This is a genomic window from Hyphomicrobium sp., assembly GCF_041674905.1.
GTDB lineage: Bacteria > Pseudomonadota > Alphaproteobacteria > Rhizobiales > Hyphomicrobiaceae > Hyphomicrobium_B.
The window spans coordinates 12972-25129 of the sequence record NZ_JBAYUV010000017.1 but is presented as its reverse complement, the minus strand read 5'-3'; the positions used below and the strand labels follow the sequence as shown (position 1 = coordinate 25129).

At 62.1% G+C, this 12158-nt stretch carries 11 protein-coding genes; 10 read left to right on the top strand and 1 reads right to left on the bottom strand.

The window, feature by feature from the left end:
• Positions 1 to 69: 69 nt before the first annotated feature.
• Positions 70 to 1764, bottom strand: a complete 1695-nt coding sequence (gene aroB, locus WC026_RS09085) for a 3-dehydroquinate synthase (RefSeq protein WP_372710560.1) — start codon at positions 1762 to 1764, stop codon at positions 70 to 72.
• A 242-nt stretch (positions 1765 to 2006) separates the two neighbouring features.
• Between aroB and WC026_RS09080 the strand changes: the two genes are divergently transcribed.
• The 10 genes from WC026_RS09080 to WC026_RS09035 all read left to right on the top strand — a co-directional run bounded on the left by WC026_RS09080 (position 2007) and on the right by WC026_RS09035 (position 12154).
• Entirely contained in the window at positions 2007 to 2150 is a 144-nt protein-coding gene (locus tag WC026_RS09080) for a hypothetical protein (RefSeq protein ID WP_372710559.1), read from the top strand.
• A 42-nt stretch (positions 2151 to 2192) separates the two neighbouring features.
• Entirely contained in the window at positions 2193 to 4103 is a 1911-nt protein-coding gene (locus tag WC026_RS09075) for a hypothetical protein (RefSeq protein WP_372710558.1), read from the top strand.
• An 8-nt stretch (positions 4104 to 4111) separates the two neighbouring features.
• Positions 4112 to 5041, top strand: coding sequence for a site-specific tyrosine recombinase XerD (locus WC026_RS09070; RefSeq protein WP_372710557.1), 930 nt, complete (start codon positions 4112 to 4114; stop codon positions 5039 to 5041).
• 67 nt (positions 5042 to 5108) lie between these two features.
• Positions 5109 to 5768, top strand: coding sequence for a pyridoxamine 5'-phosphate oxidase family protein (locus WC026_RS09065; protein WP_372710556.1), 660 nt, complete (start codon positions 5109 to 5111; stop codon positions 5766 to 5768).
• Between the two features lie 23 nt (positions 5769 to 5791).
• Positions 5792 to 7300 carry a peptide MFS transporter gene (locus WC026_RS09060; protein ID WP_372710555.1) on the top strand — a complete coding sequence of 503 codons (1509 nt, stop codon included), beginning with the start codon at positions 5792 to 5794 and terminating at the stop codon, positions 7298 to 7300.
• A gap of 149 nt (positions 7301 to 7449) precedes the next feature.
• On the top strand, positions 7450 to 8415 hold the full coding sequence (locus WC026_RS09055; protein ID WP_372710554.1) for an acetyl-CoA carboxylase carboxyltransferase subunit alpha: 966 nt from the start codon (positions 7450 to 7452) through the stop codon (positions 8413 to 8415).
• Positions 8416 to 8630: 215 nt separating this feature from the next.
• Positions 8631 to 9596: a L,D-transpeptidase family protein gene (locus WC026_RS09050; RefSeq protein ID WP_372710553.1), complete on the top strand. Its 966-nt coding sequence runs from the start codon at positions 8631 to 8633 to the stop codon at positions 9594 to 9596.
• An 80-nt stretch (positions 9597 to 9676) separates the two neighbouring features.
• Positions 9677 to 10498, top strand: coding sequence for a L,D-transpeptidase family protein (locus WC026_RS09045; RefSeq protein WP_372710552.1), 822 nt, complete (start codon positions 9677 to 9679; stop codon positions 10496 to 10498).
• 170 nt (positions 10499 to 10668) lie between these two features.
• Positions 10669 to 11007 (top strand): hypothetical protein, encoded by a 339-nt coding sequence (locus WC026_RS09040; protein ID WP_372710550.1) that lies wholly within the window; start codon positions 10669 to 10671, stop codon positions 11005 to 11007.
• A gap of 148 nt (positions 11008 to 11155) precedes the next feature.
• Entirely contained in the window at positions 11156 to 12154 is a 999-nt protein-coding gene (locus WC026_RS09035; RefSeq protein WP_372710549.1) for a murein L,D-transpeptidase family protein, read from the top strand.
• Positions 12155 to 12158: the final 4 nt, after the last annotated feature.

Genomic DNA, 12158 nt, shown 5'->3' with positions numbered 1-12158 from the left:
CTTCCCGAGATCAGAAATCAATGGCCGGCTAATCTAGCACACCTGTCGCGATCCATGTGTATCAGCCTGTTAACGGGCGATTTCCCGCTTCAAAAAGGTTTTTACCGTCTCCGGCGGGACGTCACGCGAGACGAAAGCGTCGCCGATTCCGCGGGCCAGAATGAACGCGAGCTTGCCGCCGCGGACTTTCTTGTCCTGGCCCATCAAGCGCCATAGCTCGTCCGCATCGGGGGCTGCCTGCGGAATGTCGGCGATCTTCGTCGCCAGCCCGACGGCTTTGAAATGCGCGGTGACGCGATCGGCATTGCCTGCGGGACAGATACCCAGCTCTTCCGACAGGCGGAACGCCAAGCACATGCCGACCGCGATGGCCTCGCCGTGCAGCAGCTTATCGGAATAGCCGGTCCAAGCTTCGAACGCGTGGCCGAAGGTGTGACCGAGATTGAGCAGCGCGCGATCACCGGTCTCCATTTCGTCGCGCGCGACGATCGCAGCCTTGGCGGCAACACTCGTCTCGATGGCCTTGGTCAGCGCCGGGCCATTGTTGCCGAAGACGCCCTGCCAATTATTTTCGAGCCATGAGAAGAATTTGGCGTCGCCGAGCAGACCATACTTGGCGACTTCAGCATAACCGGCGCACATCTGACGCGACGGCAGCGTCGTCAGCACGGACGTATCGGCAATGACGAGGCTCGGCTGATGAAAGACGCCGACGAGATTCTTGCCCTGCGGCGTATTGATGCCGGTCTTGCCGCCGACGGAGCTATCGACCTGAGCCAGGAGCGACGTCGGGATCTGCACGAAGCGGATGCCGCGACGGAGGATGCCCGCCGCGAAGCCCGCAAGGTCACCGATGACGCCGCCGCCAAGCGGCACGACGAGGTCGCCGCGTTCGAGGCCAAGTTCCAGAAGGCGTTCCGAAAGGATCGCCAGATCGCGGAAGCTTTTTGTCCCTTCGCCCGGCGTCATCACGATCGAACCGGCGAACAGTCCTTCCGATTTGAGGCTGTCTTCGAGCGTTGCAAGATGATGCCGGGCGACGTTCTCGTCGGTCACGATCCCACATTTCACGGTGCCGAGCCGCGATTTTATGAGTGCGCCGGTGTCGGCCAGCAGCCCGCTCGCGATCAGAACATCGTAAGAGCGGTCGCCAAGCTCGATGCGCACGCTGCGCGACGGACTGGGCGGTTGCACCGGGCCTGTCGGCACCGCGGCGCTGGTCGCGAGGCGGTTTACGATTTCGTTGACGGCCAGATCGTGCGGCTCGTCTCGGCTTTCAACGGTCATATCGGCCTCGGCATAGATCGGATAACGGGCTTCAATCAGCTTGCGCATCGTGGCTTCGGGATTGCCTTCGCGCAATAGCGGCCGAGTATCGCGCTTCATCACGCGGCGCATCAGAACGGGAAGATCGGCGCGGAGCCAGATCGAGACGCCGTTCTCGCGGATGCGCTGGCGTGTGTCAGGATGCATATAAGCCCCGCCGCCCGTCGCCAGCACCTGTGGGCCGTTACTCAGAAGGCGCGAGATGACCTTGCGTTCGCCGTCGCGGAAGTGCGCTTCACCGTGATCGGCGAAAATTTCGTTGATGGTCTTGGCGGCGGCGCGCTCGATTTCCTCGTCGGCGTCGATGAACGGCAGGCCGAGCCGAGCCGCCAAGCGTTTGCCGATCGAAGATTTGCCGCATCCCATCAGACCGACGAGCACGATCGAGCGTTTGCCAAGACGCTTTTTGGCACTCTCTATGACTTCAGATTCCGTCATCTCGGTCCCGGATGGCCGATCGGGCAGGCGAATCGGCTAATTTTGGCGCAAGGTGCCGCGGTGGGGCTGGCGCGCCGTCATGCCATGAACCGAAATGGCCCGCAAACCGGAAACGTGCCGATAAAGCCGCGAGGGAGCGTGACTGCCGGGCGCAGAATGCAAATCTTATGATGATGTACCGGTGAGAGTCATAATCGCGCCAATAAAGATGGCCACCTAGCAGGGGAAATAGGGAAGCCAAAATGCCGAGCCTTTTCCGGCTATTGTTCGTACTTTGCATGCTCGCCGCGCTGGTTCTCGGCGCGCTTTACATTCTGGCGACCCGTTTCGAGCCTGAACAGCAGACGATCAGCAAGCCCGTCTCGGGCGTAAAAATCCGGCCTTGAACAGTCATGGGTAATCCACACCCCTTCGCGCGACGATTCACGATGGCCGCGAAAATCGCGGTGCTGGCCGCTCTGATGTTGCCGGGACAGAGCGGGAGCGCTCGGGCGCAGGATGAGTCCGCAGCGCCGCCGCCCACCAAATCATCCAAGAAGCGCCCGGACCGGAACGACGCCTATTCTCCGCCGGCGGACAAGCAAACATACTTTCCGCAAATGGGCGCGCCTCAGGGCAATGGCGGCCGCGAGGATCGCGGTAATGCCTGGTCGCCGCCAGATCGCGGATTCGATACGCCGTACGATGGTAGCTCTCGGGGAGGCTCCGGTGGCAGCTCTGCTGGCAGCTCCGTCGGCCGCCGGTCCGCTCCGCAGAATGCGGTGCAGCGCGGCGCGCTTCCGACGGCCGTCGAAAAGGACGACTTGGCGCCCGTCATGTCGTCGGACGGCTCGGGCTTGCCCTATGAGCTATGGCGCGGGCTCGATGTCGCGAAGCTCGACAAACTCATCGGCACAATCGAAATACCGCCGCGCTCAGCTGCGCTGCATGAGCTTTGGAAACGCCTGATCACGTCGCAATCGGGCGATAGCTCCAACCCCGATTTCACCGCGCTGCGGCTCGAAGCGCTCTATCGTTCGGGCCTCGCGCGCGACGCGGCCGGCGAAGCAGCACCGCAGGGCGCGGACGAAAGCCCGCTTCTGCTGACGCTCGAAGCGCGCAACGAACTCGCGTCAGGCAAATCCGATCAGGCGTGCGATCTCGTTGGCCGCTCGGTGCGCGCCAAAGGCAGCATTCCGGCACGGCTCAAAGGCGAAGCCATCATGATGGCGGGCTATTGCTCGGCCATTCGCGATGACGCATCCGGCGCCGGGCTCGCGGCCGACATGGCGCGCGAGGAAGGCGTCCAGGCATCGCTCGGGCTGGAAGCACTCGATGCGCTGTCGATCAAGGCGAAGCCGAAGTACACGGCGGTTAAACAGATTTCGCTGCTCGATTACCGGATCGCGGAACGGGTCGGTGGCCTGTCGCACAAGGACGTTCTCGACAAGGGCGAGCCCGCGTTGCTCATCGCGCTCGCGACCGATCCGTCGACGCCCGTCGATCTCGGCCTTCCTTCCACCGAAGCGGCCGCGCGTCTCAACGCGCTTTCGCCCGAGGCGCTGGCGAGCATCTATCGCGTCAATGCCGAAGCCGCTTCACCCGATGATCTTCTCGCGGGGCGCGGACCGCAGGGCGTCGCGCGGCGGGCGGCATTGTTCAAGGCCGCCGTCGAAGAGCGCACGCCGATGCGCAAGACGCGGCTGATCCGCGCCTTTCTCGACGACTCGAACCGTCAGCGCATGGGAATGATCGCCGCCAAGATGGTGGCTCCGGCAGCCGCTGAAATCCGGGCGCAGCCCGAACTCAGCTGGTTTTCCGAAACGGGCGTCGAAATCGGTCTTGCAGCCGGCCGCTACGACATGGCGCGCGAATGGATCAGGCTCGGCGACGAGCCAGGCAGCGCCGGCAGTCTCGGGCATTGGCGGGCGCTGCTCGACATCGCCGATCCGAAAGATCCCCAGCGCGGCCGGAGTTTTTCGGCGCTCGAGGATTTGGCAGCGAACGGACGATTCCCGGCGACGGCGCTCTATCGGCTGACAACGGTCCTCGAAGCGCTCGACTATGTCGTGCCGCTGCCGCTGTGGGAAGCCGCCAACAGAGCGCCGCAGCCGACCTCCGGCTATCTGCCGGAAACCGGCGTTCTGACCGAACTGCAGGATGCCTCCAAGAAGCAGGAATTCGGGCATACGGTCCTGCTGGTCATGAAAGCGCTTGGGCCGAACGGCGCTGAAGACGCAAACCTGATCGCGCTCGGCGACAGCATTCGTGCGCTGAAGCGCGCCGGGCTCGAGCCGGATGCGCGGCGGCTTGGCCTGGAGGCGCTGTTGTCATCGTGGCCGCGTCTCGCGACGAATTGAGAGCGGATATGGCGTCAGCCCCGGCGCAAGACAGTCATCTCGCCGCGTTTCTCGACATGCTCGTGGCCGAGCGCGGCGCGTCGCCCAACACGATCGAAGCTTACCGGGGCGACCTCGAGAGTTTCCTCGACTATCTTACCGAGGCGAGCGTCGGGCCGCTCATGGCGGGGACGCAAAACATTCAGGGCTTCATCGCCGCGATGGCGAACGCGGGTCAGGCGCCGACATCGCGCTCGCGGCGCTTGTCGGCGATCAAGCAATATTACCGGTTCCTGTTCGCGGAAGGTTTGATCGACGCGGACCCGACGTCCGGGCTGCAAGGACCAAAAAAGCAACGCTCGCTGCCGAAAGTGCTCAGCATCGCCGAAGTTGACCGGCTGCTCGACGCGTCGCAGAAACGCTGCGAGGGTATTGAAGGGCGCGCCCTATTCCGGGCGTTGCGGTTTCATTGCCTGCTCGAACTTCTCTACGCCACGGGGATGCGCGTTTCGGAACTCGTCGGCTTGCCTAGAACTGTTCTACGTGGCGATAAGCGCGTCTTCTCGATCAAGGGCAAAGGCGGACGCGAACGGCTCGTGCCGCTCAATGCTGCGGCGCGGGTAGCGCTCGATCGTTTTCTTGAAGTTTCCGGACGTTTCGATAATTCGCCATGGCTTTTTCCGTCAAAGTCGGCGCTCGGTCATATGACGCGGCAACGGTTTGCGCAGGATCTCAAGGATGTCGCCGCAGATTCAGGCATCGGACCTGACCGGATATCGCCGCATGTGCTGCGCCACGCCTTCGCCAGCCATCTGCTCGACCGCGGCGCCGACCTCAGAACCGTTCAACAACTGCTCGGCCATGCTGACATTTCGACGACGGAGATTTATACGCACGTCTTGCAGGAGCGTCTGAAGGCGCTCGTCAACACGCATCATCCGCTGGCTAAAGTAAAATAAGGCGGCTTGGGACTTCCCAGCGCCGCCAGTTGAAAAAAACAAGGCGCAAAACGCAAGGGAGGATAGCATGAGCCGCTTGTTCGGGGACAATCACCGCACGCTCCAGATGGCTTTCGATACGCGGGCGCTCGCCGACCGCATCGAGGCTGTCGCCTTAAAGCCCGAGATCGATGAGACGGCGAAAGCGTTCATCGAAAGCCGCGAGATGTTTTTTCTCTCGACCGTCGACCACAACGGGCGGCCGACCGTTTCCTACAAAGGCGGCGCCAAAGGCTTCGTGCGTGTCATCGATGATACGACCCTGATGTTTCCGAGCTACGACGGCAACGGCATGTATCTCTCGATGGGCAACATATCGGGGAACGCAGAAATCGGAATGCTGTTCATCGATTTCGAGAAGCCGTTCCGGCTGCGCGCCCAAGGCCGCGCCGAATTGATCGTCGGCGGCGACGACGTCAAAGCCTTCAGGGAAGCCGAGATGGTTGTGAAGGTTTCGATCCATGAAGTCTGGATGAACTGCCCGCGCTACGTTCATCGCTTCCAGAAAATCGAAAACTCGCGCTATGCGCCGGGCGTTGAAGATGAAACGCCATTTTGCGAGTGGAAGCGGATCGATGCGATGCAGGATGTCGTCAGGCCCGATGAGCGCGAAAAAGTCGAGCGCCTCGGCACGACGACAATCGACGACTGGATGGGCAAGGTCATGTCCGGCGATAGAGGTGCATGAAGCCTTGCGCTCAGGCCGTCATCATGCGTCTTAGATTCATGTCCTCCGTCGTTCCCGAAATACCGAACCGAGTCCTGGGGTTTGCCGCGCATCCCCGAGGTCTGACGACGCTTTACTTCACCGAGCTGTGGGAGCGCTTCTCGTATTATGGAATGCGGGCGCTTCTAATCCTGTTCATGGTGGCGCCGGTCGAAGCGGGCGGGCTCGGTTTCGCGACGCCGAACGCGGGAAGCATCTACGGCTCCTATACGATGGCCGTCTATCTGCTCGCCGTACCCGGCGGGTTCATCGCCGACCGGATGCTCGGCGCAAAACGCAGCGTTCTTTTCGGCGGACTCACAATTGCGGCTGGCCATTACGCGCTGGCCATTCCGACGCTCACGACGTTTTATCTGGGCCTCATTCTGATCGCGATTGGGACCGGGCTTTTCAAACCGAATATCTCCGCGCTCGTCGGTTCGCTTTATTCACGCGACGATCTCAGGCGCGACTCCGGCTTCTCGCTCTTTTACATGGGCATCAACATCGGCGCGTTCTTCGCCCCGATCGTCACGGGATTTCTGGCGCAGAGCGCGACATTCAAGAACTGGCTGACAGCGGCGGGCTTCGATCCTATCCACAGCTGGCATTGGGGCTTTGGGGCGGCCGGCGTCGGCATGACGATTTCCATGCTGCTGTTTGCGCGCAAAATGCACGGGCTGGATGAACCCGATCCCATCCCCGTGACGCGAGAACCGCCTTTCAAGCGCCAAACGCTTTACATCGTTCTCGCGACGCTCGGCCTTTTAGCGCTGGCGCTGTTGTCGGACGTTTCGGGATTCCGCTGGCTGCGCTGGCTGTTCATCATCGTGCCGCTTATCGGCGTCTTGTATGGCGCTTCGCGGCCGAGCCCCGATGCACGCCGCCTCGCCGCCGTCGGAATCTTTTTCATCGCTGCGATGATCTTCTGGGCGATCTTCGAGCAAGCCGGAACGACGCTGGCGCTCTTCGCCGATCAACTGACCCGCAACGACGTCGCGGGCTTCGCATTTCCGTCCGCCTGGTTCCAGTCGGCCAATCCAGTCTTCGTCATCCTGCTGACGCCGGTCATCGCCGCGCTGTGGCTGAAGCTTGGCGCGCAACAGCCGTCAGCGCCGGGGAAATTCGGGCTGGCGCTCGTCTTTCTCGCAGGCGGCTTCCTGCTGATGATCCCGGCGGCGGGCTACGCCGCCGAAGGGCGCGTCTCGCCGTTCTGGCTGATCGGGCTCTACTTCCTGTTCACGATCGGCGAACTGTTGCTGAGCCCGGTTGGGCTCGCAACGATGACGCGCATCGCACCCGCACGGATGACCGGCCTCGTGCTCGGGGTCTGGTTCCTCGCGGCGGCGCTCGGCAACAAGCTCGCGGGCGACATCGGCGGCGCCTTCACGGCGAGCGATCCCGATACGCTCGTCCTGTCGTTTTTGGCGCAGGCCGGGATTGTGGCGGCCGCTGCTGCGCTTATGTTTGCCCTCGTACCTGTCGTAAAAAGGCTGTCCGAGGGCGATAATTAACCCGGAATGGCGGTTGCTGCGGCGACGCGTTAGCGCAAGATGCCGCTTCGCCTTGACAGGTCGCGGACGCCAAGGCGAATGTCGCCCGCGCCGGATGCGCGAGCCGGTCGCCGCACGCTTCAGTTGCAACTTCGAAAGATCTCAGCCCCGTGAACGCTTCGACCGCCCTTCGCACCTATCTCGATTTCGAAAAGCCGATCCTGGAGCTCGAAAGCAAGGTCGCGGAGCTCAAGGCGCTGCACGTCGAGGGCAAGGGTCCGCAGATCGCCGACGAGATCGCCAAGCTCGAGCAGAAAGCCAAGGCGGCGCTCGTCGATACCTACGCGCGCCTGACGCCCTGGCAAAAAACCCTCGTCGCACGGCATCCTGAACGTCCGCACGCGCTCGATTTCGTCAATGGGCTCATTGAGGACTTCACGCCGCTCGCGGGTGACCGCTATTTCGCCGAGGACGAAGCGATCGTCGGCGGCATCGGAAAATTCCGCAACAGGTCGGTCGTCGTTCTCGGGCACGAGAAAGGCTCGGACACCGAACAGCGCATCAAGCACAATTTCGGCATGGCGCGGCCGGAGGGGTATCGCAAGGCCGTGCGCCTGATGGAGCTTGCCGACCGCTTCGGGCTGCCCATCGTCACGTTCGTCGACACGCCCGGCGCGTACCCCGGCATCGGCGCTGAGGAGCGCGGCCAAGCGGAAGCGATCGCACGGTCGACGGCATGCTGCCTCCGGCTCGGCGTGCCGATCGTCGCGGTCATCGTCGGCGAAGGCGGATCGGGCGGCGCCATCGCCATCGCCACGGCCAATCGCATTCTTATGCTCGAGCATGCCATTTATTCGGTGATCTCGCCCGAGGGCGCGGCGTCGATCATCTGGCGCGACAGCAACAAGAAGGAAGAAGCCGCGACCAACATGAAGATCACGGCACAGGACCTGGATCAACTCGGCGTCATCGACGCGATTGTGAAAGAGCCCACAGGCGGCGCGCATCGAGACCGCGAATCGGTGATTATCTCGACGGGCAACGCGATCGCGCGGATGCTGTCCGAGTTCGACGGGAAATCGGCCGACGACATCCGGGCGCAGCGTCACGAGCGCTTTTTATCGATCGGGCGATAAGCGACGGGGTCGCGGCTGAGTGGCCGTTTGCGGGCTGGTCCCGCCCGCGCCGCATTGTGGCACGATAGTTGGGGCACGCGATTTCGGACACCCACCTTCGGACACGATACTTGAGTTGACAGGGTGTTCGCCGAATTCCAGTAGTCGTTGAGTCTGTTGCGTTATTCGTCCGCCAACCCGCGGCACGGGGAAACTAGTTCGGGAAAGGCGCTTTGGTGCTGACGCGCGTCTCGCTGACGTGGAGGGTTGCTGTCCAGACGGTCGTCATGGCCGGCATAGTCATGCTCGCGGCCTGCTCCAATACGCCCACGATCCCGCCGCCTTCGGAAGTTCCGCTGTCGAAGGACGCCATCTCGCTTTTGGCAAAAAAGGGGATGCAGCCCAGCTCGCCGATCTTCGTGCGCATCTTCAAGGAAGAGTCCGAGCTTGAAATCTGGAAGCAGCGCGATGACGGGCGCTTCTACCATTTCAAGACATACCCCATCTGCAATTGGTCCGGCGAGATCGGACCAAAGCTGAGTTACGGCGACCGGCAGGCGCCGGAAGGGTTCTATTCGGTAACGCCGGGGCTGATGAACCCGAATTCGAAATATTATCTGTCGTTCAATCTCGGCTATCCGAACGCCTACGACCGGTCGTGGAATCGTACGGGAGATTCCGTCATGGTGCATGGCAACTGCCGGTCGGCGGGCTGCTATGCGATGACCGACGCGCTGATGGAAGAGATCTATGGTTTGTCGCGCGAGGCGTTGAAGGCGGGTCAATCGAGCTTCCAAGTGCAGGCGCTGCCGTTCCGGATGACCGACGCGCGCATGGTGCGCGAAAAGAACAGCAAATGGCTGAGCTACTGGAAGACGCTGAAACAGGGCTACGATTATTTCGAGAAGTACCGCGTGCCGCCGAACGTCGTCGTGTGCGAGCGCCGGTATGTCGTCGGCGTGCAGCCGCAAAGCCGACCCGACGCGGATGGGCCGTGCCCGCCGTTCTCACGGCCGACGATGACGGCGTTCACGCCGCTTCCTGAGCCTACGGAGGTCGCCGTTGCAAAGGGCAACAAGCTCAAGGGCATCGCCAATCCCGATCTGGAGCCCACGCTTGCCGACATCAATGCCGCGAAGCAACGCCAAAGTCAGCAACCGATTCAGAGCATGCCGGGCATGCCTGTTGCCAACGCCAACTAGATTTTGGCGGGCCATCAATGCCTGACATCACCACGCAGCCGCGAACCTCGAGACAACCCCGGAAGCGTTGGGCCGGAGCGATGTTACTCGGCCTTGTCCTAATGGTCGCCTCAGGCGTCGCGGCGATTGAGTTCGCGCAGCTGTGGATGCCGCGCATCTTGGGCGACGATGGACTGATCCGCTACGAACGCTCACAGCGGCGATGGCGCGCCGAGTATGGCCTGCCGATGCCGGGGCAGCCCGACCTTGCACGATTTTCGGAACGGCTTGCGGCGCAGGGGTTGAAAGAGGGTGCTCCGGTGCTCGTGCGAATCTTCAAAAGAGAGTTCGAACTCGAGCTTTGGATGCAGCGCGACGGCGCGTTCCAGCGCTTTGTAACTTACCCGATCTGCCGCTGGTCCGGTTGGCTTGGCCCGAAGCTCGTGGAAGGCGACAGGCAAGCGCCTGAAGGATTTTATACGGTCGACGCGGCGGCGCTCAATCCGAACAGCCGCTGGTTTCGCTCGTTCAATCTCGGCTATCCGAACGCGTTCGATCGATCGCAAGGGCGCACGGGATCGCTGATCATGGTGCATGGCGGCTGCGGATCAATTGGCTGCTTCGCGATGACCAACGGCCAGATGTCCGAGATCTGGCAGCTCGTGACGGCGGCGCTCGGAGGCGGACAGAAGCGTTTCCAGGTCCAGGTTTATCCGTTCCGGATGTCGGACGCCGAGCTTGATGCACATGCGCGCGACCCGGACATTGCCTTCTGGCGCGATCTCAAGGCCGGACACGACCTCTTCGAGGCGAATGCCGTGCCGCCGAAAGTTTCGGTCTGCAATGGGCGCTATCAATTCCAAGCCGGAACAGCGGGCAACCTGGACAGCGAACCTGTTCAGCCCGGGTGCTCCAAGGGGTAACGTCCGCCTGCGTCAGCAGTTCATATTTAATTCGGCATTGAATCAATATGTTGCCAATTCCGAATTTATTAATTCCATTTCACATTTACTTTACGCGGCGCCGCAATTGAATAGCCGGTGATATAAAAACGCGCTATATCCGCCTTATCGATTTACGATGGAGATTGGTAATGCGTAAGGCGTGGCTTGCGTCGGCCCTGATGGCGGCCGCTTTGGCCGGATTGGGAGGCGCGACGACCTCAGCTTCGGCAGGCGTCGCGGGACTGATGTCGGCGGCACAGAATGCGGCTCCCCATGAGAGCGGTGTTCTGAACGTCACTCATCGCCGCCGGTATTATTATGACCCCGGCTATTATGCGTATTACGCCTCGCCCTACGACTATGCGTATTATCCACCGCCGGTCGTCTATTACGCCGTGCCCGCGCCGCGCTTTGTGCCAGGCCCGGCCTATTATCCCTATTCGGGATACTACGTCCGCCCGTGGCGCCGCCGCTACTACGGCTGGTAAGTTGATCGGCTCGCGGCGCATCCGACCTGGGCGCGCCGCGAGACTGGTTTTCGGCCGCCGGTGTTGGCAAAAAGACACTTCGATTTGAAGATGGTGAGCGATACTATCTCCGCTGCGCGCAGGCGGGATATTCGGTCGCGAACCATCCATGTCACTTTCAGGCTCATTTCACAGGACGACCTTGGCGGCGTTGGCATTTGCCATCGCCAGCGTCGGCGCCGCGCACGCGCTGACCATCGAACTCAAGGACGTCGCCGCTGACCGGGTCGAGCGCCAGCGGGCCGCGGCAGCGGGGGCCTTGCCACTGCCAGGCACGCCGAATGTCGCGTTCCTGCAGGAACGGCTGCGCGACAAGGGCGTCACCCTCGCCGATCCGATCCTGATCCGCGTCTTCAAGACCGAGTCGGAGCTTGAGATCTGGAAGCAGAAGGGCGGCAACTACGTCCTGTTCGCGACCTATCCGATCTGCCATTGGTCCGGAACGCTCGGGCCGAAGCTGCGCGACGGCGACCGGCAGGCTCCGGAAGGCTATTACACGCTATCCCGATCGCAGACGCGCCACGTGGGACGTTGGCCGAGATCGCTCGATCTCGGATTCCCGAATATCCTCGATCAATCGCAGGCGCGCACCGGGTCGAGCATCCTGGTGCATGGCGGATGCTCGTCCATCGGCTGTTTCGCAATGACGAACCCGGTTTCGGACGAAATCCATCAATTGACGACGGCGGCGATGGACAGCGGCGAACAGATCGTGCCGGTGCACGTGTTTCCGTTTCGCATGACTGACAAAAATATGACGGCGCAGGACGCTTCTCCCTGGAAGGCGTTCTGGACCAATCTCAAGGAAGGGTACGATCTCTTCGAGCAAACGAAGCGGCCGCCCATCATCGGCGTATGCAGCGGTCGCTATATTTTCCGCGAAACGCAGGCGCGGGAGTCGTCCGGGCCGCTCGAGGCGTGCGGGCCGACGCTGACCGCGATCCGCGAGCAGGATCAGTGGCTGCGGGATGTCCCCTATCCGACAGCGTTGGCGCCACGGCTCGCGGCGCAATCGACGGAAACGGCGCGGCCCATTCCGCAAGTGCAGTCGAGTCTCGATAGCGAGGCACCGGCGGTTCCCATGTTCTCCTGGCCGCTGATCCGCTGATCTC

Coding starts and splice junctions, on each gene's coding strand:
- WC026_RS09040 (WP_372710550.1), top strand. CDS start 10,669: ATGCGTAAGGCGTGGCTTGCGTCGGCCCTGATGGCGGCCGCTTTGGCC.
- WC026_RS09065 (WP_372710556.1), top strand. CDS start 5,109: ATGAGCCGCTTGTTCGGGGACAATCACCGCACGCTCCAGATGGCTTTC.
- WC026_RS09035 (WP_372710549.1), top strand. CDS start 11,156: ATGTCACTTTCAGGCTCATTTCACAGGACGACCTTGGCGGCGTTGGCA.
- WC026_RS09045 (WP_372710552.1), top strand. CDS start 9,677: ATGTTACTCGGCCTTGTCCTAATGGTCGCCTCAGGCGTCGCGGCGATT.
- WC026_RS09080 (WP_372710559.1), top strand. CDS start 2,007: ATGCCGAGCCTTTTCCGGCTATTGTTCGTACTTTGCATGCTCGCCGCG.
- aroB (WP_372710560.1), bottom strand. CDS start 1,764: ATGACGGAATCTGAAGTCATAGAGAGTGCCAAAAAGCGTCTTGGCAAA.
- WC026_RS09070 (WP_372710557.1), top strand. CDS start 4,112: ATGGCGTCAGCCCCGGCGCAAGACAGTCATCTCGCCGCGTTTCTCGAC.
- WC026_RS09075 (WP_372710558.1), top strand. CDS start 2,193: ATGGCCGCGAAAATCGCGGTGCTGGCCGCTCTGATGTTGCCGGGACAG.
- WC026_RS09060 (WP_372710555.1), top strand. CDS start 5,792: ATGCGTCTTAGATTCATGTCCTCCGTCGTTCCCGAAATACCGAACCGA.